Raw genomic sequence first — 24,197 nt, 5'->3', positions numbered from 1 at the left:
GGTGGGCCGGCTGCCCCTGCGACAGGCGGCGGTGCCCGGCGCGGCCCTGCCGGTCGAGGGGCGGGCGCTGATCCTGACACCGGCACCGGTGCTGCGCGCCCAGGTTCAGGACGACCGCCTGCTGATCCCCGAAGGACGCCCGGCGGGCGCCGTTGCGGCCGCCTGGCTGAAGCATCTGGCGATGCTGCGCCTGCGGGTGGCCTGCGACCGGTTCGCGGAGGCACTGGGGCGGCCCTATGCCGCCATCGCCCTGCGCGACACGCGGTCCCGGTGGGGCAGCTGTACCCATGACGGGCGGCTGATGTTCTCGTGGCGCCTGGCGATGGCGCCCCCGGTCGTGCTGGCCTATGTCGCCGCGCACGAGGTCGCGCATCTGGCGCATATGGATCATTCGGCCCGGTTCTGGGCCCAGGTCGAGGCGCTGATGCCCGGTCACGCCCCGCATCGGGCGTGGCTGCGCGCGCAGGGGGGAGATCTGATGCTGTGGCGGTTCCGCGATTGACGCAGCCCGGATTTGTGATCACATCATAGCCATGAGCCCGACCGACCCCACCGCCCATGAACGCCTGTATCGGAGCCTGCGCAGCCAGATCATGCTGGGGGAACTGCCGCCGGGCAAGGCGCTGACGCTGCGCGGCATCGCGCGCGATCACAACCTGTCGATGACCCCCGCGCGCGAGGCCGTGCGCCGCCTGGTCGCCGAAGGCGCGCTGACCCTGTCGGGATCGGGACGCGTGGCCACACCCGCCCTGTCCGACGATCGGATCGAGGAATTGGCCGCCCTGCGCGCGCTGATCGAGCCCGAGTTGGCCGCCCGCGCCCTGCCGCGGGCGCATTTCGCGCTGATCGACCGTCTGGCGGTGATGAACGGGCGGATCGCGGATGCCGTCGAGCGTCACGATGCCGTGGGTTATATCCGCTGCAACCTCGATTTTCACCGCATGCTGTATCTGCGGGCGCAGGCTCCCGCGATGCTGGCCATGCTGGAGACGATCTGGCTGCAGCTGGGTCCGACGATGCGCGCGCTTTATGGTCGTGTGCGGCGCAACGAACCGCCGCGCCATCACCGCATGATCCTGGCCGCGCTGCGCGCCGGCGACGAGCCCGCGCTGCGCCTGGCGGTGCGGGCCGACGTGACGCACGGCCTGCGGCACCTGACCTCGACCGAGGGCGCCTGACGGCAATGTGACTTTGCCCGCGCGCCCCGCCGGGCATCATGGCATCCCGACCACAGGAGATGCCCGATGATCGACCGCCGTCAGCTGTTGCGAAGCCTGGCCATCGCCGCGCCGTCCGTGCTGGGCATCGGGGCGGTGGGGCAGGCGCTGGCCCAGGATGCCCGTGCCGCCAGGCTGATCGCCGCGAACGTCTGCCAGGTGACCCCGGCGACGACGCAGGGGCCGTTCTACTTCGATCCGCGCCTGATGCGCGGCGACATCCGCGACGGGCGTGCCGGCTATCCGCTGGCGCTGCGGTTGCAGGTGGTGGATGCGGCCTGCCGGCCCATCTAGGGCGCGCGGGTGGATGTCTGGCATTGCGACGCGCAGGGCAACTACAGCGGCTATCCCGGCCAGCAGCAGGGCGACCTGAGCGGAGAGACCTTCCTGCGCGGCGCGCAGGTGACCAACCAGGCCGGGCGGGCGGCGTTCCGCACGATCTGGCCTGGATGGTATCAGGGCCGCACGGCGCATGTGCATTTCAAGGTGCTGCTGGGGGAACGCGACCTGCTGACCGGTCAGATCTTCTTTCCCGACCGCTTCAGCCGTGCGGTCTTCGACCAGCTGCCCGATTACGCCCGCGACAGCACGCGGGGGCGGATCTTCAACGATCAGGACGGCATCGCGCGCCGCGCGGGGCAGGGCGCCTATGCCGAGGTCACGCAGGTCGATGGCGGGTTCGAGGCCGCGATGGTCATCGGGCTGGCCGATGACCGCGGGGCGCTGTTGTCGCGGTCCTAGCCCTGCACGCCCATCGGCGGCAGGCCCAGATTGCCGAACTGGACGTTGGGCAGGGCCGAGGGGATGACGCGGGTGTATTTCGTCCCCTCGATCGCCGCACCGGCGATCAGGCCCGACTGGCCGAAGATCATCGCCACGACCGGGAACTGGGCGCTGAACGTATCGGCACCCACCGCCATGCCGCCCGACGGCAGCGCGTAATAGGCCCCGGCACCCGCGGTCCAGCCCGGTGCCGCACGGAACGCGGTCAGCGCCTGTTCGTCCTGGAAGATCAGCACATGCGCGTATTGCTGCGCACCCGCCTGAAGCCCCACGGTCGCGCGGGTGGCCGAGTAATAGTCGACCGTCTGCCCGCCGATCCGCAGCGCGCCCTGGCCATAGGCGCCGCCAAAGCCAAGCGCGGCCTCGGTCATCAGGGGCATGTACAGCACGCCGCGGGCGTTCTGCAGCAGGGGTTGGGATGCAGGATAGGTGGTCACCAGATACTGGTGCGTCTGGTCGACGCGCGCATCCAGCTGGGCGGCCGCGTCGCTGCCGACCGCGTTGCTGCAGCCGGCGGCCAGTAGGGCCGCGCCCCCGGTCAGCAGCAGGTTGCGACGGGACAGGTGGATCGGGTGGGTCATGTGTCGCCTCGTGTCGGGGTGCGGGGCTCGTCTCGGCCCGTTGGCGCGCAAGATACGCCAGCCACCGGCGTCATGCCAGCATTTCGGCCACCGTCGGCGCAAAGTAGCTAAGCACCCCGTCGCAGCCCGCGCGGCGGAAGCCCAGCAGGCTTTCCACCATCGCGTCGCGCGACAGCCAGCCGTTGCGGATCGCCCCCTCGATCATCGCGTATTCGCCGCTGACCTGATAGGCGAAGGTGGGCGCACCGAATTCGTCCTTCACGGCCCGGCAGATGTCCAGATAGGGCATGCCGGGTTTCACCATGACCATGTCCGCGCCCTCGGCCAGGTCGCGCGCGACGCAGCGGATCGCCTCGCCGCGGTTGGCGGGGTTGATCTGATAGGTCTTCTTGTCGCCCACCAGCCTGCCCGACGCACCCACCGCGTCGCGGAACGGCCCATAGAACGCGCTGGCGAATTTCGCCGCATAGGACAGGATCGCGACGTTCTTGTGGTCATGGCGTTCCAGGGCGGCGCGCAGGGCGGCGATGCGCCCGTCCATCATGTCGCTTGGCCCCAGGATGTCCGCGCCGCAATCGGCCTGGACCAGCGCCATGCGCACCAGCGCCTCGATGGTCTCGTCGTTCAGGATCTCTCCGTCCCGGACCAGCCCGTCATGGCCGTTGGCGTTATAGGGGTCCAGCGCGATGTCGGTCATCACGACCAGATCGGGGACCTCCTCCTTGACCGCGCGGATGGCCAGGTTGCCGATATTGTCGGGATCCCATGCGCGGGCGCAGTCGTCGGTGCGGCTGGCCTGGTCGGAATGGGGAAAGATGCAGATCGCGGGGATGTTCAGCCGCGCCGCCCGTTCCGCCGCCCGGCGCGCGCCGTCCAGGGTCAGGCGTTCGACCCCGGGCATCGAGGCGATCTCGCCCTCGGCGCCGGCGACCTCGGTCACGAAGATCGGCCAGATCAGGTTGGCGGGGGTCAGGTTCCGTTCCGACACCATCGCGCGGATGTTGGCGTTGCGGCGCAGCCGGCGCAGGCGGCCGGCGGGGAAGGGGGCGATGATGGGACTGGCCATGGGGGCCTCCTGTCTGGGGTGGGGCAACCGTGCCGCTTTTCCTTGATTGAAACCCGTTCTAAGGTCGCGCGCAGACAAGGACAAGGAACTGCCCGTGCCGCAATTCGACAACCTGATCGGGCTTCTGGGCAGCCGGTCCTTTTCGACGATCTGGTTCTGGCTTGTGCTGATCGGCATGTGGTCGGTCGCCGGCCGCAGCGTGCTGGGCATCCCGACCGTGGTCCTGGCCCGCGCCCGGGCGTCGCTGGCGGGCGACGATGCGCAGGGACCGGCGGTCATCACGCTGCTGGACTGGCTGTCGCTGATCCTGCCCCGCTGGCAGCTGCGCCCGCGCGAGGGGGCGGCCTTTCTGGGCGTCACCAGCTTCCTGATGACCTCGCTGGCGGTGCTGGGTTTCGTCTTCTGGCTGGAGATGGCACAAGCGCTGACGCTGCTGCTGCTGCCGTTCTGGGTGCTGTTCTGGATGCGGGTGCGCCTGGCACGGCGTCTGGTGCCGCTGGTCCATGCCGCGCAGGAGGGGCGCGCCCCCGTGTCGCAGGCCGCGGGCGATGCGGCCCGCGCGATGGTCTGGCACAAGCGGTTCGTGACAATCCTGTCGATGATCGCGGTCGCGGTGACGGCGTTGTGGGGGGCATTGTGGACGGTCCTGCATCCCGTGGGCTTCTGACCCGCTTGACTTCCCCGCGCAGCCGCTTAGGTCAGCATCCATGTCCGACAAGCTGATCCTGTCCGGTGCGCCCGAAGGCTATGACGCCGCGCTGATCGCGCGCGAGGCGGCGCGACCCGAGAACCGCGGCGCGCCCGTGATCCACGTGGCCCGCGACGACCGCCGCATGGAGGCGATGCGCCAGGCGCTGACCTTCATGGCACCGCATCTGCCGGTGCTGGATTTCCCGGCCTGGGACACGACGCCCTATGACCGCATCTCTCCGGCGCCCGAGGTTCAGGCCGCGCGCATGGCGACGCTGGCGGGGCTGGCGCAGGGGCGCATCAAGGGACCGTTCGTCCTGCTGACCACGCTGAACGCCGTGCTGCAGCGGGTGCCGGCCCGCGATCTGGTCCGCGGCACCGCCTTCATCGCGCGCGTGGGCGACCGCATCGACGAGGTCGCCCTGCGCGAGTTCCTGGTGCGCATGGGGTTCGCGCAGACCGCGACCGTGACCGACCCGGGCGATTACGCGATCCGCGGCGGCATCATCGACATCTATCCTCCCGGCACCACCGGGCCGATCCGCATGGACCTGTTCGGCGACGTGCTGGACGGCGCGCGGCGGTTCGATCCCGACACGCAGCGCACCACCGAAAAGCTGGACCGGATCGAGCTGGCGCCGATGTCCGAGGTCATCCTGGACGAACCCTCGATCACGCGGTTCCGGCAAAGCTATCGCACCGAATACGGCGGCGGGACCAGCGACCCGTTGTACGAAAGCGTCAGCGCGGGCCGCAAGACGGCCGGCATGGAACATTGGCTGCCGTGGTTTCACGACCGGATGGAGAGCCTGTTCGACTATGCCCCCGGCGCGTCGGTGGTGCTGGACGATCACATTGGCCAGGTGATCGACGCCCGCCGCACGATGATCCGCGAACAGTTCGAGGCGCGTCGCGCCGCGATGGCCGCCAAGGGGCGGGCCGACACGGTCTATAAGCCCGTGCCACCCGACGCGATGTTTCCGACCGATGCCGAATGGGACGCCTGGCTGGCCCCGCACCGGGTGCTGCGCCTGTCGGTCCTGCAGCAGCCGCCCGGGCCGGGCGTGCTGGACGCGGGCGGCCGGCAGGGGCGCAACTTTGCCCCCGAACGCCAGGCCGAGCAGATCAACCTGTTCGGCGCGCTTGCCGATCACGTCAAGGCGCTGGCGCGCACCCACCGCGTCATCATCGCCAGCTTTTCCGACGGCGCACGCGAACGCCTGTCCGGTCTTCTGACGGACGAGGGGCTGGCCGGGGCCAAGCCCATCGCGGACATCCGCGACCTGCCGGACCAGCCGGGCAGCATCGGCCTGACCGTCTGGCCCCTGGACGAGGGTTTCGTGGCCGACGGCAGCGCCTTGGGGCGGCTGGCGGTGATCTCGGAACAGGATGTGCTGGGCGACCGGCTGATCCGTGGCGCCAAGAAACGGCGCAAGGCCGACAATTTCCTGAAGGACACCCAGACCCTGTCGCCGGGCGATCTGGTCGTGCATGTCGAACACGGCATCGGCCGATACACCGGCATCGAGACGATCATGGCGATGAAGGTGCCGCATGACTGCGTGGCGCTGGAATATGCAGGCGGCGACCGGCTGTTCGTGCCGGTCGAGAACATCGAGCTGCTGTCGCGGTACGGCCACGAGGAGGGCCTACTGGACCGGCTTGGCGGCGGAGCTTGGCAGGCCCGCAAGGCCAAGCTGAAGGAACGCATCAAGCTGATCGCCGACAAGCTGATGCGCGTCGCCGCCGAACGCCTGCTGCGTCCCGCCCCGTTGCTGGAGCCCGACGATCACGACTGGCAGGCCTTTGCCGCGCGCTTCCCCTATAGCGAGACCGACGACCAACTGTCCGCAATCGAGGACGTAGCCGGCGATCTGGCCATCGGTCGCCCGATGGACCGCCTGATCGTGGGCGACGTGGGGTTCGGCAAGACCGAGGTCGCCATGCGTGCGGCTTTCATCGCGGCCAGCCAGGGGATGCAGGTCGCCGTCGTGGCCCCCACGACCCTGCTGGCCCGCCAGCATTACCGCAGCTTCGTCGAACGGTTTCGCGGCACCGCCATCACCGTCCGCCCGCTGTCGCGCTTTGTCAGTGCCAAGGACGCGTCGGCCACCCGCACCGGCCTGTCGGACGGCAGCGTGGACATCGTCGTGGGCACTCATGCAGTGCTGGCCAAGGGCGTGCGGTTCAAGAACCTGGGCCTGCTCATCATCGACGAGGAGCAGCATTTCGGCGTCGGCCACAAGGAGCGGCTCAAGGAGCTGCGCAGCGACATCCACGTGCTGACCCTGACCGCGACGCCCATTCCGCGCACGCTGCAGCTGTCGCTGACGGGGGTGCGCGACCTGTCGGTGATCGGCACGCCGCCGGTCGACCGCCTGGCGATCCGCACCTATGTCAGCGAATTCGACACCGTCACCATCCGCGAGGCGCTGCTGCGCGAGAAGTATCGCGGCGGGCAGTCATTCTTTGTCGTGCCCCGCCTGACCGACCTGCCCGAGATCGAGCATTGGCTGACCGAGAACATGCCCGAGCTGTCCTATATCGTGGCGCATGGCCAGCTGGCGGCGGGCGACCTGGACAGCCGCATGAACGCCTTCTACGACGGCAGCCACGATATCCTGCTGGCCACGACCATCGTCGAATCGGGGCTGGATATCCCGACCGCGAACACGATGATCGTCTGGCGCGCCGACATGTTCGGCCTGTCGCAGCTGTACCAGATCCGCGGTCGCGTGGGTCGTTCCAAGGCGCGGGCCTATGCGTATCTGACCACCAAGCCGCGTGCGCCGCTGACGCCGCAGGCCATGCGGCGGCTGAAGTTCCTGGGCAACATCGACGGCCTGGGAGCGGGCTTCAACCTGGCGTCCCAGGACCTTGACCTGCGCGGTGCCGGCAACCTTCTGGGAGAGGAGCAGTCGGGCCACATCAAGGAGGTCGGGTTCGAACTGTACCAGGCCATGCTGGAGGAGACGATCGCCAAGCTGAAATCCGGAGAGCTGGAGGGCACGCCCGAGGATGAATGGGCGCCGCAGCTGAACCTGGGTGTGCCGGTGACCATTCCCGACAGCTATATCCCCGATCTGGACGTGCGGCTGGGTCTGTATCGACGCCTGGCCGACCTGACGACCAAGGTCGAGCTGGAGGGCTTTGCGGCGGAACTGATCGACCGCTTCGGCCCGCTGCCGCGCGAGGTCAACACCCTGCTGCTGGTGATCCGCATCAAGGCGATGGCAAAGCGCGCCAACATCGCCAAGCTGGACGTGGGCCCCAAGGGCATCACGGTCCAGTTCCATCAGGACAAGTTCCCCAACCCCGCCGGGCTGGTCGATTTCCTGTCCGACGAGCGCGGCACGGCCAAGGTCACCGACAACAAGGTCGTGCTGAAGCGCGACTTTGCCACCGACGGCGAACGCATCAAGGGCGCCTTCGCCGTGGCGCGCGATCTGGCAGCCAAGATCAAGGAAGGCCGCGCCGCCGCGAAAAAGGCCGCCACGTGACGGGCGGGCATATCCGGTTCGACACCGGGCCCCTGGGCGACGGCACGCTGTTCCGCGCCCCGCAGGCGATCATCTGGGCGGACAGCGCGGCGGGCGTGGGTCCGGCCCTGGCCGCGATGCAGGCGGCGACCGAGCGGGGTTGCTGGCTGGCGGGGTATCTGTCCTATGAACTGGGTCACGCGCTGATCCCACGGCTGGCCGGGCTGATGCCGGCGGACCGGCAGATGCCGCTGATCCTGATGGGGGTCTTTGACGGCCCGCACCCGGCGGATCCCCTGCCGTCGCCCGACGGCGTCGCCATCGGCGCGGTGCGCCCCCTGTGGGATCGCGCGCGCTATGACGCGGCCATCGCGGCCGTGCACGGGCTGATCGAATCAGGCGACACCTATCAGATCAACCTGACATTCCCACTGCAGGCCGAGGTCGAGGGCGATCCCTTGGCGATCTATGCCGCGCTGGCCGCCCGGCAGCCGGTGGGCGAGGGGGCCTTTGTCGATCTGGGTGGGCCGGTCGTCCTGTCGCGCTCGCCCGAGCTGTTCTTTGCCGTCGATGCCGACAGGGGTATCACCACCCGCCCGATGAAGGGCACGGCCGCACGCGGCGACACCCCGGCAAATGACGCGCAAGCCGCGCAGGCGCTGCATGGATCGGCCAAGAACCGGGCCGAGAACCTGATGATCGTCGATCTGCTGCGCAACGACATCAGCCGTATCTGCCTGCCCGGCACCGTTCGCGTCCCGCAGCTGTTCAATGTCGAGACCTATGCCACCGTGCATCAGATGGTCTCGACAGTGCAGGGTCAGCTGGCGCCCGACGCGGGGCTGGCACAGATCCTGGCGGCGCTGTTTCCCTGCGGGTCGATCACCGGAGCGCCCAAGGTCAGGTCGATGCAGATCATCGCCGATCTGGAGGGCGCCGCGCGCGAGGTCTATTGCGGGGCCATCGGATGGGTCGATCCGGCGGGGCCTATGCGGTTCAGCGTGGCGATCCGGTCCCCTTGGGTGGAAACGCCGGGAATGTTGCGCCTGAATGTCGGCGGCGGCATCGTGCATGACAGCCAAGCCGGGTCCGAATGGGAGGAAGCATTGTGCAAGGCCGCATTTCTGGGCCGATCCCCGACGGCCTGACCGTCTTCGAGACCATGCGCGCCGAGGCGGACGGCTGTATCGCCCTGTGGCCGCGCCATCTGGCACGTCTGCGCCGCGGCTGCGCGACGACCGGGATCGCGCTGGACGAAGACAGCGTCACGGCGGCGTTGGCGCGACTGCCGCGTGGTGCGGTTCTTCGGGCGCGGCTGTCGGTCGATCAGGCAGGGCAGGTCGCCCTGACCCATGCGCCGCTGCCGCCGAACCCGGCGGTCTGGCGGGTGGTCCTGTCGTTCATGCGCCTTGAGGCGGGCGACCCATGGTTGCGGATCAAGACGTCGCATCGACCGATCTATGACGCCGCCCGCGCGGCGCTGCCCCCCGGCATCGATGAAGGGCTGCTGAGGAACGCAGACGGGGAGCTGTGCGAGGGCACGATCACCAATATCTTCCTGCGCCGCGATGGTCGCCTGCTGACGCCGCCGTCGCGAAGCGGGTTGCTGCCGGGCGTCCTGCGCGAGACGCTGCTGGCCGATGGTCGGGCACAGGAGGCCGTGCTGACGGTGGCGGATCTGCAGCACGGCCAGCTTTACTGCGGCAACGCATTGCGCGGCTTGATCCCGGCACGGCTGATCACACCTTGATCGGAAGAGGGGCGGACCCCCATCGAGGGGGCCCGCCCCGCGCGGGGGGGCGTCGCCCCCGCATCCCTTGTCGCGATCGTCGGTTCTGGTTCATGGCCGGCGGCGTTCAGGAACGCCGGCCCATAACGAAAAAGGCCCCGCCGTCGTGGCGGGGCCTTTCGCGCTTATTCAGCAGTCAGCAAGGGCGTCTTGGACTTGCCGATCCGTGGGGCATCGGGGCCGGTGATGTCGAAGGCCGGCTTATCGTCCTCGATCTTGACGCGGACCACGCCGCCCTTGGTCAGGCGTCCGAACAGCAGTTCCTCGGCCAGGGGCTTCTTGATGCTTTCCTGGATCACGCGGCCCAAGGGGCGGGCGCCCATGCGGTCGTCGTATCCCTTTTCGGCCAGCCAGTTTGCAGCCTCGGGGGTCAGCTCGATATGGACATTGCGGTCCATCAGCTGCGCTTCCAGTTGCAGGACGAACTTCTCGACGACATGAACCACGACGTCACGCGACAGCGGCGCAAAGGAGATGATGGCATCCAGACGGTTGCGGAACTCGGGCGTGAAGGTCCGCTCGATCGCGGCCGTGTCCTCGCCCTCGCGCCGGTCGCGTCCGAAGCCGATCGCGGCCTTGGCCTGATCCGCGGCGCCCGCATTCGAGGTCATGATCAGGATCACGTTGCGGAAATCGACGGTCCGGCCGTTATGGTCGGTCAGGCGACCCGCATCCATGATCTGCAGCAGGATGTTGAACACATCCGGATGCGCCTTCTCGATCTCGTCCAGCAGCAGCACGCAATGCGGGTGCTGATCCACGCCGTCGGTCAGCAGGCCGCCTTGGTCGAAGCCGACATAGCCCGGAGGCGCGCCGATCAGGCGGCTGACGGCATGCTTCTCCATGTATTCCGACATGTCGAAGCGGATCAGCTCGACCCCCAGGCTTGAGGCCAGCTGCTTGGCCACCTCGGTCTTGCCGACGCCCGTCGGGCCCGCGAACAGGTAGTTGCCGATGGGCTTCTCCGGCTCGCGCAGGCCCGCACGGGCCAGCTTGATGGCGCTGGACAGCATCTCGATGGCATTGTCCTGACCAAAGACGACCCGCTTCAGACCGGCATCCAGGTCGCGCAGGACCTCGGCGTCGTTCTTGCTGACGTTCTTGGGCGGGATGCGGGCTATCTTGGCCACGACGGCCTCGATCTCCTTGGGGCTGATCGTCTTGCGGCGCTTGCTCTCGCTGACTAGATGCTGGGCGGCACCGGCCTCGTCGATGACGTCGATGGCGCTGTCCGGCAGCTTGCGGTCGTTGATGTAGCGTGCCGCCAGTTCTACCGCCGACTTGATCGCGTCATTGGTATAGCGCAGGTCGTGATGCGCCTCGAAATGCGGCTTCAGACCCATCAGGATCTTGATGGTGTCCGGCACCGAAGGCTCGTTCACGTCGATCTTCTGGAACCGGCGGCTCAGCGCGCGGTCCTTCTCGAAGTGCTGGCGATACTCCTTGTAGGTCGTCGAGCCCATGCAGCGCAGCTTGCCGCCCGCCAACGCGGGTTTCAGCAGGTTCGACGCATCCATCGCCCCGCCCGAGGTCGCGCCCGCACCGATCACGGTGTGGATCTCGTCGATGAACAGGATGGCGTCGGGATGCGCCTCAAGTTCCTTGACGACGGCCTTCAGCCGCTCCTCGAAGTCGCCGCGATAGCGTGTGCCGGCCAGCAGCGCGCCCATGTCCAGCGAGAAGATCGTCGCCCCGGCCAAGACCTCGGGGGTCTCGCCGCGGGTGATCTTCAGCGCCAGGCCCTCGGCGATGGCGGTCTTGCCCACGCCCGGATCACCCACCAGCAGCGGGTTGTTCTTGCGCCGGCGGCACAGGACCTGAATGGCCCGCTCGACCTCGGATTCGCGTCCGATCAACGGGTCCACGTCGCCCTTCTTGGACTTGACGTTCAGATCGACGCAGTACTTGCCAAGCGCGGTCTCGTCCTTGGGGTCGGGGGCGGCCTCGGCCTTGCTCTGCTCGACCGGCTCCTCCGATCCGACCACCTTGCGGGGCTCGTTGAAGGACGGGTTCTTGGCCACGCCATGAGCGATGAAGTTGACCGCGTCGTAACGGGTCATGTCCATCTCCTGCAGGAAGAAGGCCGCATTCGATTCGCGCTCGGCGAAGATCGCGACCAGCACGTTCGCGCCGGTGACCTCCTGCCGGCCCGAGCTTTGCACGTGGATCGCCGCGCGCTGGATGACGCGCTGGAACGCGGCCGTGGGCACGGCCTCCGAACCTTCGACGTCGGTGATCAGGGTCGACAGGTCATCCTCGATGAAATCGACCAGCGTCTTGCGCAGATCCTCAAGGTCCACGTTGCAGGCGCGCATAACCTTGACCGCATCGGGTTCCTCGGTCAGCGCCAGCAACAGGTGTTCCAGCGTCGCAAGCTCGTGTCGATGTTCGTTCGCCAGCGCAAGCGCTTGGTGAATGGCCTGTTCCAGGGAGGTCGAGAAACTTGGCACGGTCGTCTCCTGTCAGTCGGCTGGCGGTATGGGCTGTTCGCGGCCCACCTGCCCAGACTGTCACGGTAGGGTTAAGAATTGGTGGATTTCGTTCGGCTTCAAGTGATTTTTCAGACAGGTGCCACGATTTTCCCACGCTTGAGGCAGATGTGATGTCGCAAAGCCCGCATTTCAAGCGCGGGGCCGGCACGCCCCCGCGCGCCGATGCCGCAGGCCTCAGAAATTGTCCTTCATCCGGCGCAGGCGGGCAAAGACCTGCGCGTCATCCGCCCCCGCCATCCCAAGCGCCGGTGCCAGCGCGGCGGCGCGCAGGAAGGGGTTCGTGGCGCGCTCCACCTCCAGCGTGGCGGGGGCGCAAGGGATGCGCGCTTCGGCGATGGCTGACAAGCGGTCCTGCAGCGCCGCGTTGTCGGGATCGACCGACAGGGCAAAGGCGCCGTTGCCCGTGCAATAGTCGTGCCCCGAACAGATCAGCGTGTCGCTGGGCAGGGCGTTCAGCCGCGACAGGCTGTCCCACATCATCGCAGGGTCGCCCTCGAACAGGCGACCGCAGCCCAGGGCCATCAGGCTGTCGGCGGTGAAGGCCATCGCACTGTCCGGAAAATGAAACGCTACGTGGCCCACGGTATGGCCCGACACGTCGATCACGTGGACGGGTTCGCCCAAAACCTCCAGCGGCTCTCCTGGCACGACGCTGACGTCCAGCGGCGGCAGGCGATGCGCATCGGCGGCGGCCCCGATGACCCGAGCACCGGTGGCGGCGACGATCTCCGGCACGGCCTGGATGTGGTCGTCGTGGTGATGGGTCAGCAGGATCGCGTCCAGCCCCCAGCCCCGCGCCTCCAGCTCGGTCAGGACCGGCATGGCCTCGGGGGCGTCGATCAGCACGGTGCCCGCGTCCGAATGCAGCAGATAGGCGTAGTTGTCCTTGAGACAGCGCAGCGTGACCAGTTCCAGCGGCATTGGCAAATCCTTGACCATGTGTTCACCTGAGCCTGTCAAAACCGGGACCTGCGCGCAATGCACCACGACATCGACCAGCTGCGACGGTTCTATTACCAACGGGCGTTGGGGCGCGTGGTCCAGCGGATCCTGCGCGACCGGCTGACGGCGCGGTGGGACCCTGCGCGCAGCAGCGGCATGACCGTGGCAGGGTTCGGGTTCGCGGCGCCGATGCTGCGACCCTATCTGCCGACCGCGCGGCGGGTGACCGCGCTGATGCCCGGCCCGCAGGGGGTGATGGGCTGGCCCGCGGGCATGCCCAACCATGCCGTCCTGTGCGACGAGACCGCCTGGCCCATCCAGACCGGCAGCCTGGACCGGTTGGTCATGCTGCACGGGCTGGAAACCAGCGAGCATCCCCGCGAACTGCTGACCGAGGCATGGCGCTGCCTTGGGCCGGGCGGGCGGATGATGCTGATGGTGCCGAACCGGGCGGGCCTGTGGGCCGCGTCGGACCGCACGCCCTTCGGCTTTGGGCGGTCCTACACCACCGGTCAGATCGAGGCGCAGATGCGCCGCGCGGGGTTCCAGCCCGATTGGCATGGCAGCGCCATCTACATCCCGCCCTCGGACCGGCGATTCTGGCTGCGCAGCGCCCAGTTCTGGGAACGCACCGGCGCGCGGATCAGCCGGGTGCTGATCGCCGGCGTCATCATGGTCGAACTGTCCAAGCATGCCCGCGCGCCGGTCGGTCCCGGGGTGCGAATCCATGTGCCAAGTCCGCTGGAGATCCTGGACGGGGTGGCCCGACCGCGTCCGCAAGCCGCCCCGACGGCCCGCGAAATCGACTGAAACCGGCCTCTGATGCGACATCCTGCCGCACGGTGCGCGGGCCCGGGATGCGGGGTGTTAGCGCTGTCCCCGTGGGGTTTCGCCGATCCTGCGCCGTTTGTCGCAAAGGCCCGCGTTTCAGGGCCCTGGACGGTTGCCGGGCGTCAAATCACCTGCTAGAGACGCCCCAGATTTGCGCGCGACCTTCCATCAGCCGCGCGACCGCGACCCGCACCCCGCGACAGACCAGGCAGCAGCCCGGCCCGCCAGCGGGGTTTGCGCAAACCGTAAAGGATGACCGTGGCCAACTCTGTTTCCATCTCCCAGAGCATCGCCGGACGCTATGCGCAGGCCGTCTTCGAGATCGCGAAGGAAAGCGGGGGCATGGACGCCCTGGCCACCCAGACCGACGATCTGAACGCCGCCCTGCACGACAGCGCCGAGCTGCGGGACCTGATCGCCAGCCCGATCTATTCCCGCGACCAGCAGGCGGCCGCGATCGGCGCGCTGTCGACCCGCATGGGCCTGTCGCCGGTGCTGGCCAACACGCTGCAGCTGATGGCGAAGAATCGCCGCCTGTTCGTGCTGCCGCAACTGACCGCCCGCCTGGCGGAGCTGATCGCCACGGAGCGGGGCGAGGTCACCGCCGACGTCACCAGCGCCATCGCACTGACCGATGCGCAGATGGACCGCCTGAAACAGACCCTGGCCGAGAAATCCGGCAAGACGGTCAAGCTGAACACGCGCGTCGATGAGACCCTCATCGGCGGCATGATTGTCAAGTTGGGCTCGCAGATGATCGACAGTTCGGTCCGCTCGAAGCTCGCTTCCCTGCAGAATGTCATGAAAGAGGTCGGATAATGGGAATCCAGGCTGCCGAAATTTCGGCGATCCTCAAGGAGCAGATCAAGAACTTCGGCCAGGACGCCGAAGTTGCCGAAGTTGGTCAGGTCCTGTCCGTCGGTGACGGCATCGCGCGCGTCTATGGTCTGGACAAGGTCCAGGCCGGCGAGATGGTCGAGTTCCCCGGCGGAATCCGCGGCATGGTGCTGAACCTCGAGACCGACAACGTCGGTATCGTGATCTTCGGCGACGACCGCTCGATCAAGGAAGGCGACACCGTCAAGCGCACGCGCTCGATCGTGGACGTTCCGGTCGGCAAGGCCCTGCTGGGTCGCGTCGTGGACGGCCTTGGCAACCCGATCGACGGCAAGGGCCCGATCGAGACGACCGAGCGCCGCATCGCCGACATGAAGGCCCCCGGCATCATGCCGCGCAAGTCGGTCCACGAGCCGATGGCGACCGGCCTGAAATCCGTCGACGCCATGATCCCCGTCGGCCGCGGCCAGCGCGAGCTGATCATCGGCGACCGTCAGACCGGCAAGACCGCGATCGCGCTGGACACGATCCTGAACCAGATGAGCTACAACGGCCGCGAGGCCGAGGGCATGAAGACCCTGCACTGCATCTATGTCGCCGTCGGCCAGAAGCGCTCGACCGTGGCCCAGCTGGTCAAGAAGCTGGAAGAGACCGGCGCCATGGCCTACACCACCGTGGTGGCAGCGACCGCGTCCGACCCGGCGCCGATGCAGTTCCTGGCGCCCTATTCGGGCACCGCGATCGGCGAATACTTCCGCGACAACGGCATGGACGCGCTGATCATCTATGACGACCTGTCCAAGCAGGCCGTGGCCTATCGCCAGATGTCGCTGCTGCTGCGCCGTCCGCCCGGACGCGAAGCCTATCCGGGCGACGTCTTCTATCTGCACTCGCGCCTGCTGGAGCGTTCGGCCAAGCTGAACGAGGCCAACGGCTCGGGCTCGCTGACCGCGCTGCCGATCATCGAGACGCAGGCGGGCGACGTGTCGGCCTATATCCCGACCAACGTGATCTCGATCACCGACGGCCAGATCTTCCTGGAGACCGAACTGTTCTTCCAGGGCGTCCGCCCTGCCGTGAACACCGGTCTGTCGGTCAGCCGCGTGGGTTCGGCCGCCCAGACCAAGGCGATGAAATCCGTCGCGGGTCCGGTCAAGCTGGAACTGGCGCAGTACCGCGAGATGGCCGCCTTCGCCCAGTTCGGTTCGGATCTGGACGCCGCGACGCAGCGCCTGCTGAACCGCGGTTCGCGCCTGACCGAGCTGATGAAGCAGCCGCAGTACCGTCCCCTGACCAACGCCGAGATCGTCATCGTGATCTATGCCGGCACCAAGGGCTATATCGACAACGTGCCTGTGCGCGACGTCGTTGCCTGGGAAGACGGTCTGATCCACTTCCTGCGCGGCCAGAAGTCCGACCTGCTGGACGACATGACCCGCAACGACCGCAAGGTCAGCGGCGAGCTGGAAGCCTCGATCAAGGCGGCGCTGGACGAATACAACCGCACCCGCGCCTGAGGGGGGAATAGATGCCCAGTCTCAAGGATCTCAAGAACCGGATCGGAAGCGTCAAGAACACGCGGAAGATCACCAAGGCGATGCAGATGGTCGCCGCCGCGAAACTGCGCCGGGCGCAGGACGCGGCGGAAGCCGCGCGTCCCTATGCCGACCGCATGGCGGCCGTCATGGCCGGCCTGACCGCGAATGCGGCAGGCCAGTCCGGCGCGCCCCGCCTGCTGGCCGGAACGGGCGACGACAAGCGTCATCTGCTGGTCGTGATGACGGCGGAACGCGGCCTGGCCGGCGGCTTCAACAGCTCGATCGTGCGTCTGGCCCGCCAGCACGCCGACCGGCTGCGCGCCGAGGGCAAGGACGTCGCGATCCTGACCGTCGGCAAGAAGGGCCGCGAGCAGCTCAAGCGCGACTATGGCAGCCTGTTCGTGCACCATGTCGACCTCTCCGAGGTCAAACGCATGGGCTATGACACGGCCCGCGCCATCGCCGACGAGGTGCTGACCCGCTTCGACACCGGCGATTTCGACGTGGCGACGATCTTCTACAACCGGTTCGAATCGGTGATCAGCCAGGTTCCGACCGCGCGCCAGATCATCCCCGCCGAAGTCCCCGAGGGCGCGTCCGAGACGAACGCCCTCTACGACTACGAACCGGGCGAGGAAGAACTGCTGGCCGATCTGCTGCCCCGTTCGGTGGCCACGCAGATCTTTGCGGCGCTTCTAGAGAATGCGGCGTCCGAGCAGGGCGCGCGGATGAGTGCCATGGACAACGCCACGCGCAACGCGGGCGACATGATCGACAGGCTGACGACGCAGTACAACCGCTCGCGTCAGGCTGCGATCACCACGGAGCTGATCGAAATCATTGCGGGCGCCGAGGCGCTCTGACCGTAAAGCAAAGGTGACAACATGGCAGAGGCCACTGGTAAAATCACGCAGGTGATCGGCGCCGTCGTTGACGTGCAGTTCGAAGACCGGCTTCCCGCGATTCTGAACGCGCTGGTAACCCAAAACAACGGCAAGACGCTGGTGCTGGAAGTTGCCCAGCATCTGGGCGAGAACACCGTCCGCACCATCGCCATGGACGCGACCGAAGGTCTGGTCCGCGGCGAGGTCGTGACCGACACCGGCAACCCGATCATGGTGCCCGTGGGCGACGTGACCCTGGGCCGCATCCTGAACGTCGTGGGCGAGCCCGTGGACGAGGGTGAAGCCCTGGCCACCAGCGAGACCCGCGCCATCCACCAGGCCGCTCCGGACTTCGCCGCGCAGGCGACCAGCTCGGAGATCCTGGTGACCGGCATCAAGGTCATCGACCTACTGGCCCCCTATTCCAAGGGCGGCAAGATCGGCCTGTTCGGCGGCGCCGGTGTGGGCAAGACGGTTCTGATCATGGAACTGATCAACAACATCGCCAAGGTGCACTCGGGCTATTCGGTGTTCGCCGGCGTGGGTGAGCGCACCCGCGAGGGCAACGACCTGTACCACGAGATGGTCGAATCGGGCGTCATCGTTCCCGACAACCTAGTCGATTCGAAAGTGGCCCTGGTCTATGGCCAGATGAACGAGCCGCCGGGCGCCCGCATGCGCGTCGCCCTGACCGGTCTGACCCTGGCGGAGCAGTTCCGCGACGCGTCGGGCACGGACGTGCTGTTCTTCGTGGACAACATCTTCCGCTTCACCCAGGCCGGGTCCGAAGTGTCGGCTCTGCTGGGCCGCATCCCGTCCGCTGTGGGCTATCAGCCGACGCTGGCCACCGACATGGGCGCGATGCAGGAACGCATCACCTCGACCAAGAACGGCTCGATCACCTCGATCCAGGCCGTCTACGTCCCGGCCGACGACCTTACCGACCCGGCGCCCGCCACGACCTTCGCCCACCTGGACGCCACGACGGTTCTGTCGCGCGCGATCTCGGAACTGGGCATCTACCCGGCCGTGGACCCGCTGGACTCCAACAGCCGCATCCTGGACCCCGCCGTCGTCGGCGAGGAGCACTACCAGGTGGCGCGCGATGTGCAGGGCATCCTGCAGAAGTACAAGTCGCTGCAGGACATCATCGCGATCCTGGGCATGGACGAACTGTCCGAAGAGGACAAGCTGACCGTGACCCGTGCGCGCAAGATCCAGCGCTTCCTGTCGCAGCCCTTCGACGTTGCCAAGGTCTTCACCGGTTCCGACGGCGTCCAGGTGCCGCTGGAGAAGACCATCGCCTCGTTCAAGGCGGTCGTCGCGGGTGAGTACGACCACCTGCCGGAATCGGCCTTCTACATGGTCGGCGACATCGACGACGTGAAGGCCAAGGCAGAGCGTCTGGCCGCAGAAGCGGCGTAAGGGGGCAGAATGGCCGATACCATGCAGTTCGACCTCGTGTCGCCGGAACGGAGCCTCGCCTCCGTTCCCGTGCGCGAGGTGCGCCTGCCGGGCAGCGATGGCGATCTGACCGCCATGCCCGGCCATGCGCCCACGATCGTGACCCTGCGTCCGGGCATGGTGATCCTGGTGGGTGCCGACGGCACCACCAGCGAATTCGCCGTCACCGGCGGCTTTGCCGAGATCAACCAGGACAGCGTCAGCCTGCTGGCCGAACGCGGACACCCGCGCGAGGAGATCACGCAGGACGTCTACAACGACATGATGAAGGACGCCCACCGCGCCCATCGCAGCGCCAAGGATCGGCGCGAACATGTCGGCGAAGAGGTCGTGACCGCCGCCGTCAAGCTTCTGGGCGACATGCAGGCGCTTGGCACCCATATCGGGCTGGACCCCAATCAGTCGACGGTTCCGGACTGATCCGTCCGACCATCGACATCTTGAAAGGCCCCGGCACTGCCGGGGCTTTTTTTTCACCCTGGCCGCCGCTAGCATCGCCGCGCGGGTGACGGGAAGGACCGGATGATACGATTTGCAACCCACGAGATCGGGATCGCACGCGGTGCAGTCACGATGGTCTCTGATTTCGACACGCAGGGGCCGATGTGGACCGAGACGGGCGATCGGTCGCACCGCCAGCGTGTCGAGTTCGGCGACCGCTTCGTGGCGCCGCCTGTTGTGCATCTTGGCGTCGGGATGTGGGACCTGGACAGCGATCGCAACCAGCGCGGCGACCTGCAGGTCGAGAACGTGACCCTGACCGGGTTCGACATCCTCTTCCGCACCTGGGGCGACACCCGCATCGCGCGGATGCGGGTGGAGTGGATGGCCATTGGGGCCGTGCCCGACGAACAGGACTTCATCCTCTAGGCGCGGTCCAGGTTGACCCCGATCAGTCCCGCGACCTGTTCCGGATGGGTCAGGGGCGCCATGTGGCCGGCACCGGGGATCGTGGCGCGCCCGACATCGGGCAACCGGCCCGCCAGCGCGTCGATGATGCCGCCGATCACCGCCGGGCTGTCGGCCCCCTGGATCAGCAGCACCGGGGCGTCGACCTGCTCCAACCCGCCCTCGCGCAGGATGCGGGCGCTGTCATGGCGAAGCGCGTCGCCGGTCCCGGCCACCAGCCGGATCTGGCGCACCATCTGGGCGCGGGCCTCGGGGGGCAGACGGTCGGGGTCCTGCGCGCCCCAGACCGACAGGAAGGCCGCCATGGCCTGGTCGTCCTGGCCCTGGTCCAGAAGGTCGGCCATGCGGGCATCCAGCGCGTCCTGGGCCGGGTCCGGGCAGGCGGCGAACAGCACCGGTTCGATCAGGGTCAGGCTGCGCACGGCATCGGGCGCCGCGACCGCGATCCGCAGCGCCACGGTCGCGCCGAAGCTGTGGCCGATCAGGTCCAGCGGCCGGTCGATCATCGCCGCCGCCAGACGCGTGACCGCGGTGTGATAGTCGGGGCCGTCGGGCTGGGGCTGCCAGTCGTCGCTGCGCCCGTGGCCCGGCATGTCGAAGCCTCGCAGATCGACGCGCCTCTCCAGCAGCCGCGCGATCGGACCCCAGGCCGACCCGCTGCCCATCATGCAATGAAGCGCCAGTGCCGGGCGATCCGGATCGCCCGGCCAGTGCCGCAGGTGCAGTCCGCTCATAGCGCGGCCAGATGGCGGTCCAGAAAGTCCAGCCGGTCCTGGCCCCAGAACCGCTGATCGGTCTCGCGCACGACATAGAAGGGGGCGCCGAAGGCCCCGGCGGCCACTGCCTGTTCCAGGTTGCGGCCGTAGGTCTCGGCGCCCACGAACAGGCCCGTGTCGGCCAGGGACGGGTCGAACCCGTTGGCGCCCAGGATGTCGCGGATCACCGCGTCGTCGCTGATGTCGCGTTCCTCGGCCCAGACCGCCCGCAGAAAGCTCTGGGCCAGCGCGCCGACATCGCCCCCCGCCGCCTGCGCCGCGATGATGGCATAGGACGACGGCGCCATGTTCACCGGCCAATGCGCGGGCTTGAGGTTCAGGGGCATGTCCAGATGGTCGGCCCACCGGGGCAGTTCCTGGTTGCGGTAGTCCATCCGGCTGGCATGGCGCTGCGCCGGGCGCACCCCGCCGGTCCGGTCGAACAGCTGCAGCAGGTCCAGCGGCTTGTAGGTGATCTGCGCGCCGTGCCGGGCGGCGATCTGTTCCAGGCGGTCGCCGGCAAGATAGCACCAGGGGCTGATCGTCCCCAGATAATAGTCGATATGGGCCATGGCCTTGTCCTTTCCGGGTTTGCCCGCAGGCTAGCCCGGTGCTAAGGCAACCGCAATCTGACGCAACCGCCAAAGGCCCGCCCCATGCCCGTCATGACCGAACCCAAGCTGATTTCCGGAAACGCCAACCGACCGCTGGCCCAGTCCATCGCGCGGCGCATGTCCCTGCATCGCGGCATGAGCGTCAACCTGCTGGACGCCCGCGTCGAACGCTTCAACGACCAGGAGATCTTCGTCGAGGTCTACGAGAACGTCCGCGGCGAGGACATGTACATCATCCAGCCCACGTCGAACCCGGCCAACGACAACCTGATGGAGCTGCTGATCATGACCGACGCGCTGCGCCGGTCGTCGGCCGCGCGCATCACGGCGGTGATTCCCTATTTCGGCTATGCCCGCCAGGACCGCCGCGCCAAGGCCCGCACCCCGATCAGCGCCAAGCTGGTCGCGAACCTGCTGACCGAGGCGGGCGTGGACCGCGTCCTGACGCTGGACCTGCACGCGGCCCAGATCCAGGGCTTCTTCGACGTGCCGGTGGACAACCTCTATGCCGCGCCGGTCTTTGCGCTGGACGTGCAGCATCACTTCAAGGGGCGGATGAACGACCTGATGGTCGTGTCGCCCGACGTCGGCGGTGTGGCCCGGGCCCGCGAACTGGCCACCCGGATCGGTGCGCCTCTGTCCATCGTCGACAAGCGCCGCGAGAAGGCCGGAGAGATCGCCGAGATGACCGTGATCGGTGACGTGGCGGGCAAGGCCTGCATCATCGTGGACGACATCTGCGACACCGCCGGCACGCTGGTCAAGGCGGCGCAGGTGCTGACCGACAACGGCGCGACCGAGGTCCATGCCTACATCACCCACGGCGTCCTTTCGGGCCCGGCGGTCGAGCGGGTCACCAATTCGGTGATGAAATCGCTGGTCATCACCGATTCGATCCAGCCCACCGATGCGGTCAGGAACGCGCCAAACATCCGCATCGTGCCGACCGCACCGATGTTCACGCAGGCGATCCTGAACATCTGGAACGGCACCTCGGTCAGCAGCCTGTTCGAGACGGACACCCTTCTGCCGATCTACGAAGGGCTGTATTCGCCGATCTGACCGGATCGTCCCGACGGCGTCCAAGGGCCGGCCCCGTCGCGGGGCCGGCCCTTTGTCATGGGTTCACAGCGCGCGCCAGCCGATGTCGCGGCGGCAGAAGCCCTGCGGCCAGTCGATCGCGTCGACCAGCGCATAGGCGCGCTGATGCGCCTCGGCCAGGGTCGCGCCGCGCCCGGTGCAGGCCAGCACGCGCCCTCCGGTGGCGACAACCGCGCCATCGCGGTCGGCCGTGCCCGCGTGGAAGGTCATCTGAAAGCTGGTTTCGGGCAGGGCCTGCAGGCCGCCGATGACGGTCCCCTTGGCATAGCTGCCGGGATAGCCCTGGGCCGCCATGACCACCGTTAGGGCGTGATCGTCGGCCCAGGTCACGGGGGTTTGAGCCAGCCGCCCTTCGGCGCAGGCCAGCAGCACGTCCAAGACCTGCCCACCAAGCCGCATCATCAGCACCTGGCATTCCGGGTCGCCGAAGCGGACGTTATATTCGACCAGCCGCGCCTGTCCGTCCGCGATCATCAGCCCGGCATAGAGCACCCCCTGGAAGGGCATGCCGCGCCGCGCCATCTCGGCGATGGTGGGGCGCACGATGCGCTCCATCACCTGGTCCTGGATCGCCTGCGTCAGCACCGGGGCGGGGCTGTAGGCGCCCATGCCGCCAGTATTCGGGCCGGTATCGCCGTCGCCCACGCGCTTGTGGTCCTGGGCGGTGCCGATGGCCAGGCAGTCGGTGCCGTCCGAGAGGATGAAGAAGCTGGCCTCCTCTCCGTCCATGAACTCCTCGATGACGACGGACATGTCGCCGAAGGCCCCGTCAAAGATGTCGTCGATGGCGGCATGGGCCTGGTCCACCGTCTCGGCCACGGTGACGCCCTTGCCGGCGGCCAGCCCGTCGGCCTTGACCACGATGGGCGCCCCCTGGGCGGTCACGTAATCGCGCGCCGCGGCGGCATCGGTGAACCGGGCCCAGGCCGCGGTGGGGGCGGCGCAGGCGTCGCAGATCTCCTTGGTGAAGGTCTTGGAGGCCTCCAACTGGGCCGCGGCCTGCGACGGGCCAAAGACCAGGAAGCCCGCATCGCGCAGCGCGTCGGATACGCCCGCGGCCAGGGGCGCCTCGGGGCCGACGATGACGAAGTCGACGGCGTTCTCCTGCGCGAATTCCAGCACTTCGGCCCGCGACAGCACGTCCAGGTCGGCGCATTCGGCCACGCCCGCGATGCCCGCATTGCCGGGTGCCACGATCAGGCGGTCGCATTTCGGGTTCTGCCGGATCGCCCAGGCCAGCGCATGTTCGCGCCCGCCGCCGCCCAGGATCAGGATATTCATCTGCCGCCCTTTCGCTTGACCTTGCGGCGTTCTAGTCTGGCCCGGACAAGGGAACAAGACGCATGGACCTGCTGGACGACGACATGGACGATGCCCCGGAACCGGGCAGCAACGCGCATGAATTCACCGTGTCCGAACTGTCCGGCGCGGTCAAACGCAGCATCGAGGATCAGTTCGGCCGCGTTCGCGTCCGGGCCGAGGTCGGGCGCGTGTCCCGTCCCGGATCGGGGCATCTGTATTTCGACCTGAAGGACGACCGCGCCGTGCTGGCCGCCGTCACCTGGAAGGGGCAGGCCGCCCGCCTGATCCAGCGCCCCGAGGAGGGGATGGAGGTCATCGCCACCGGCCGCCTGACGACCTTTCCGGGCCAGTCGAAATACCAGATGATCGTCGATCAGATCGAGCCCGCCGGTGCGGGCGCGCTGATGGCCATGCTGGAGAAGCGTCGCAAGGCACTGGCGGCCGAGGGGCTGTTCGACCAGGACCGCAAGCGCGCCCTGCCGTTCCTGCCGCGTGTCATAGGGGTGGTGACCTCGCCGTCCGGTGCGGTGATCCGCGACATCCTGCACCGGCTGCGCGACCGCTTTCCGACCCGCGTGATCATCTGGCCGGTGGCCGTGCAGGGGGAGGGTTGCGCGCCGCAGGTCACCGCCGCGATCCGGGGCTTCAACGCGCTGTCGCCGGGCGGGCCGATCCCTCGGCCGGACCTGATCATCGTGGCGCGCGGCGGCGGGTCGCTGGAGGATCTGTGGGGCTTCAACGAAGAATCGGTCGTGCGGGCGGCGGCGGACAGCGCCATCCCCCTGATCTCGGCCGTGGGGCATGAGACGGACACGACGCTGATCGACTTCGCCTCGGACCGGCGCGCGCCGACGCCCACGGCTGCGGCCGAGATGGCCGTCCCGGTCCGCGCCGACCTGGCCGCGCGCCTGGCCGAGACCGGG

24 protein-coding genes are annotated in these 24,197 nt (G+C 68.0%); 17 read left to right on the top strand and 7 right to left on the bottom strand.

Annotated features, from left to right (window positions below; genetic code table 11):
* The 4 genes from FHD68_RS09805 to FHD68_RS19360 form a co-directional block, all read left to right on the top strand.
* Positions 1-502: M48 family metallopeptidase (locus tag FHD68_RS09805; protein WP_139085599.1), on the top strand; the 502-nt coding region annotated here is incomplete at its 5' end.
* Between the two features lie 31 nt (positions 503-533).
* A complete protein-coding gene (locus FHD68_RS09800) occupies positions 534-1,178 on the top strand; it encodes a GntR family transcriptional regulator (RefSeq protein ID WP_084693866.1) in 645 nt (214 codons plus the stop codon).
* 66 nt (positions 1,179-1,244) lie between these two features.
* Positions 1,245-1,511 (top strand): peptidase associated/transthyretin-like domain-containing protein, encoded by a 267-nt coding sequence (locus FHD68_RS19365; protein WP_205963153.1) that lies wholly within the window; start codon positions 1,245-1,247, stop codon positions 1,509-1,511.
* 9 nt (positions 1,512-1,520) lie between these two features.
* Entirely contained in the window at positions 1,521-1,958 is a 438-nt protein-coding gene (locus FHD68_RS19360) for a dioxygenase family protein (protein ID WP_205963152.1), read from the top strand.
* On the opposite strand, the gene FHD68_RS09790 is transcribed toward FHD68_RS19360, so the two are convergent.
* Together FHD68_RS09790 and hemB are read right to left on the bottom strand one after the other, a co-directional pair.
* Entirely contained in the window at positions 1,955-2,581 is a 627-nt protein-coding gene (locus tag FHD68_RS09790) for a lipid-binding SYLF domain-containing protein (RefSeq protein WP_045982966.1), read from the bottom strand. The two genes, FHD68_RS19360 and FHD68_RS09790, sit on opposite strands and share 4 nt — an antisense overlap.
* A 70-nt stretch (positions 2,582-2,651) precedes the next feature.
* Positions 2,652-3,647: a porphobilinogen synthase gene (gene hemB / locus FHD68_RS09785; RefSeq protein ID WP_045982965.1), complete on the bottom strand. Its 996-nt coding sequence runs from the start codon at positions 3,645-3,647 to the stop codon at positions 2,652-2,654.
* A 94-nt stretch (positions 3,648-3,741) separates the two neighbouring features.
* On the opposite strand from hemB, the gene FHD68_RS09780 reads away from it, so the two are divergent.
* Genes FHD68_RS09780 through FHD68_RS09765 form a run of 4 tightly spaced genes read left to right on the top strand, consistent with a single transcriptional unit; the run spans position 3,742 to position 9,566 of the window.
* Positions 3,742-4,314, top strand: a complete 573-nt coding sequence (locus FHD68_RS09780; protein ID WP_127899017.1) for a hypothetical protein — start codon at positions 3,742-3,744, stop codon at positions 4,312-4,314.
* Positions 4,315-4,354: 40 nt separating this feature from the next.
* Positions 4,355-7,837 carry a transcription-repair coupling factor gene (gene mfd, locus FHD68_RS09775; RefSeq protein ID WP_127899016.1) on the top strand — a complete coding sequence of 1,161 codons (3,483 nt, stop codon included), beginning with the start codon at positions 4,355-4,357 and terminating at the stop codon, positions 7,835-7,837.
* Positions 7,834-8,964 (top strand): aminodeoxychorismate synthase component I, encoded by a 1,131-nt coding sequence (locus FHD68_RS09770; protein ID WP_127899015.1) that lies wholly within the window; start codon positions 7,834-7,836, stop codon positions 8,962-8,964. The genes mfd and FHD68_RS09770 overlap by 4 nt, the downstream gene beginning before the upstream one ends.
* Positions 8,925-9,566 (top strand): aminotransferase class IV, encoded by a 642-nt coding sequence (locus tag FHD68_RS09765; protein WP_164871451.1) that lies wholly within the window; start codon positions 8,925-8,927, stop codon positions 9,564-9,566. The genes FHD68_RS09770 and FHD68_RS09765 overlap by 40 nt, the downstream gene beginning before the upstream one ends.
* Before the next feature lie 164 nt (positions 9,567-9,730).
* On the opposite strand, the gene clpA is transcribed toward FHD68_RS09765, so the two are convergent.
* Positions 9,731-12,055 (bottom strand): ATP-dependent Clp protease ATP-binding subunit ClpA, encoded by a 2,325-nt coding sequence (clpA, locus tag FHD68_RS09760; protein ID WP_127899013.1) that lies wholly within the window; start codon positions 12,053-12,055, stop codon positions 9,731-9,733.
* 216 nt (positions 12,056-12,271) lie between these two features.
* Complete coding sequence (gloB, locus tag FHD68_RS09755) at positions 12,272-13,018, bottom strand: hydroxyacylglutathione hydrolase (RefSeq protein WP_127899012.1); 747 nt, start codon at positions 13,016-13,018, stop codon at positions 12,272-12,274.
* Positions 13,019-13,075: 57 nt separating this feature from the next.
* On the opposite strand from gloB, the gene FHD68_RS09750 reads away from it, so the two are divergent.
* The 7 genes from FHD68_RS09750 to FHD68_RS09720 all read left to right on the top strand — a co-directional run bounded on the left by FHD68_RS09750 (position 13,076) and on the right by FHD68_RS09720 (position 19,463).
* Entirely contained in the window at positions 13,076-13,849 is a 774-nt protein-coding gene (locus FHD68_RS09750) for a methyltransferase domain-containing protein (protein WP_046001073.1), read from the top strand.
* Positions 13,850-14,122: 273 nt separating this feature from the next.
* Positions 14,123-14,689, top strand: coding sequence for a F0F1 ATP synthase subunit delta (locus FHD68_RS09745; protein ID WP_045982959.1), 567 nt, complete (start codon positions 14,123-14,125; stop codon positions 14,687-14,689).
* Positions 14,689-16,224, top strand: a complete 1,536-nt coding sequence (gene atpA, locus FHD68_RS09740) for a F0F1 ATP synthase subunit alpha (RefSeq protein ID WP_045982958.1) — start codon at positions 14,689-14,691, stop codon at positions 16,222-16,224. Before FHD68_RS09745 ends, atpA begins: the two co-directional genes overlap by 1 nt.
* 11 nt (positions 16,225-16,235) lie before the next feature.
* A complete protein-coding gene (locus tag FHD68_RS09735) occupies positions 16,236-17,108 on the top strand; it encodes a F0F1 ATP synthase subunit gamma (RefSeq protein WP_045982957.1) in 873 nt (290 codons plus the stop codon).
* A gap of 21 nt (positions 17,109-17,129) precedes the next feature.
* Positions 17,130-18,554: a F0F1 ATP synthase subunit beta gene (atpD, locus tag FHD68_RS09730; RefSeq protein ID WP_045982956.1), complete on the top strand. Its 1,425-nt coding sequence runs from the start codon at positions 17,130-17,132 to the stop codon at positions 18,552-18,554.
* A 9-nt stretch (positions 18,555-18,563) separates the two neighbouring features.
* Positions 18,564-19,013: a F0F1 ATP synthase subunit epsilon gene (locus FHD68_RS09725; protein WP_045982955.1), complete on the top strand. Its 450-nt coding sequence runs from the start codon at positions 18,564-18,566 to the stop codon at positions 19,011-19,013.
* Between the two features lie 102 nt (positions 19,014-19,115).
* Positions 19,116-19,463 (top strand): H-type lectin domain-containing protein, encoded by a 348-nt coding sequence (locus tag FHD68_RS09720; RefSeq protein WP_045982954.1) that lies wholly within the window; start codon positions 19,116-19,118, stop codon positions 19,461-19,463.
* Here the strand turns inward: FHD68_RS09720 and FHD68_RS09715 are convergent.
* Positions 19,460-20,236 (bottom strand): alpha/beta fold hydrolase, encoded by a 777-nt coding sequence (locus FHD68_RS09715; RefSeq protein WP_127899011.1) that lies wholly within the window; start codon positions 20,234-20,236, stop codon positions 19,460-19,462. The genes FHD68_RS09720 and FHD68_RS09715 overlap by 4 nt on opposite strands.
* Complete coding sequence (locus tag FHD68_RS09710; protein ID WP_127899010.1) at positions 20,233-20,829, bottom strand: 2-hydroxychromene-2-carboxylate isomerase; 597 nt, start codon at positions 20,827-20,829, stop codon at positions 20,233-20,235. Before FHD68_RS09710 ends, FHD68_RS09715 begins: the two co-directional genes overlap by 4 nt.
* An 84-nt stretch (positions 20,830-20,913) precedes the next feature.
* On the opposite strand from FHD68_RS09710, the gene FHD68_RS09705 reads away from it, so the two are divergent.
* Complete coding sequence (locus FHD68_RS09705; RefSeq protein WP_045982951.1) at positions 20,914-21,933, top strand: ribose-phosphate pyrophosphokinase; 1,020 nt, start codon at positions 20,914-20,916, stop codon at positions 21,931-21,933.
* 63 nt (positions 21,934-21,996) lie between these two features.
* Here FHD68_RS09705 and purD read toward each other — a convergent pair whose 3' ends face one another.
* Positions 21,997-23,253, bottom strand: a complete 1,257-nt coding sequence (purD, locus tag FHD68_RS09700; protein ID WP_127899009.1) for a phosphoribosylamine--glycine ligase — start codon at positions 23,251-23,253, stop codon at positions 21,997-21,999.
* An 83-nt stretch (positions 23,254-23,336) separates the two neighbouring features.
* On the opposite strand from purD, the gene xseA reads away from it, so the two are divergent.
* Positions 23,337-24,197 (top strand): exodeoxyribonuclease VII large subunit (gene xseA, locus FHD68_RS09695; protein ID WP_139085601.1); only part of this gene is annotated, 861 nt, incomplete at its 3' end.

The sequence above is a fragment of the Paracoccus marcusii genome, assembly GCF_006151785.1.
In the GTDB taxonomy this organism is placed as follows: domain Bacteria; phylum Pseudomonadota; class Alphaproteobacteria; order Rhodobacterales; family Rhodobacteraceae; genus Paracoccus; species Paracoccus marcusii.
The sequence above is the reverse complement of the archived record's forward strand: the minus strand, read 5'-3'. Positions and strand labels throughout refer to the sequence as shown.

Bases quoted from the DNA above. Each gene is read 5' to 3' on its own strand.
- FHD68_RS09800 (WP_084693866.1), top strand. From the start codon at position 534: ATGAGCCCGACCGACCCCACCGCCCATGAACGCCTGTATCGGAGCCTG.
- FHD68_RS19365 (WP_205963153.1), top strand. From the start codon at position 1,245: ATGATCGACCGCCGTCAGCTGTTGCGAAGCCTGGCCATCGCCGCGCCG.
- FHD68_RS09790 (WP_045982966.1), bottom strand. From the start codon at position 2,581: ATGACCCACCCGATCCACCTGTCCCGTCGCAACCTGCTGCTGACCGGG.
- hemB (WP_045982965.1), bottom strand. From the start codon at position 3,647: ATGGCCAGTCCCATCATCGCCCCCTTCCCCGCCGGCCGCCTGCGCCGG.
- mfd (WP_127899016.1), top strand. From the start codon at position 4,355: ATGTCCGACAAGCTGATCCTGTCCGGTGCGCCCGAAGGCTATGACGCC.
- gloB (WP_127899012.1), bottom strand. From the start codon at position 13,018: ATGCCGCTGGAACTGGTCACGCTGCGCTGTCTCAAGGACAACTACGCC.
- FHD68_RS09750 (WP_046001073.1), top strand. From the start codon at position 13,076: ATGCACCACGACATCGACCAGCTGCGACGGTTCTATTACCAACGGGCG.
- FHD68_RS09745 (WP_045982959.1), top strand. From the start codon at position 14,123: ATGACCGTGGCCAACTCTGTTTCCATCTCCCAGAGCATCGCCGGACGC.
- atpA (WP_045982958.1), top strand. From the start codon at position 14,689: ATGGGAATCCAGGCTGCCGAAATTTCGGCGATCCTCAAGGAGCAGATC.
- FHD68_RS09735 (WP_045982957.1), top strand. From the start codon at position 16,236: ATGCCCAGTCTCAAGGATCTCAAGAACCGGATCGGAAGCGTCAAGAAC.
- atpD (WP_045982956.1), top strand. From the start codon at position 17,130: ATGGCAGAGGCCACTGGTAAAATCACGCAGGTGATCGGCGCCGTCGTT.
- FHD68_RS09725 (WP_045982955.1), top strand. From the start codon at position 18,564: ATGGCCGATACCATGCAGTTCGACCTCGTGTCGCCGGAACGGAGCCTC.
- FHD68_RS09720 (WP_045982954.1), top strand. From the start codon at position 19,116: ATGATACGATTTGCAACCCACGAGATCGGGATCGCACGCGGTGCAGTC.
- FHD68_RS09715 (WP_127899011.1), bottom strand. From the start codon at position 20,236: ATGAGCGGACTGCACCTGCGGCACTGGCCGGGCGATCCGGATCGCCCG.
- FHD68_RS09710 (WP_127899010.1), bottom strand. From the start codon at position 20,829: ATGGCCCATATCGACTATTATCTGGGGACGATCAGCCCCTGGTGCTAT.
- FHD68_RS09705 (WP_045982951.1), top strand. From the start codon at position 20,914: ATGCCCGTCATGACCGAACCCAAGCTGATTTCCGGAAACGCCAACCGA.
- purD (WP_127899009.1), bottom strand. From the start codon at position 23,253: ATGAATATCCTGATCCTGGGCGGCGGCGGGCGCGAACATGCGCTGGCC.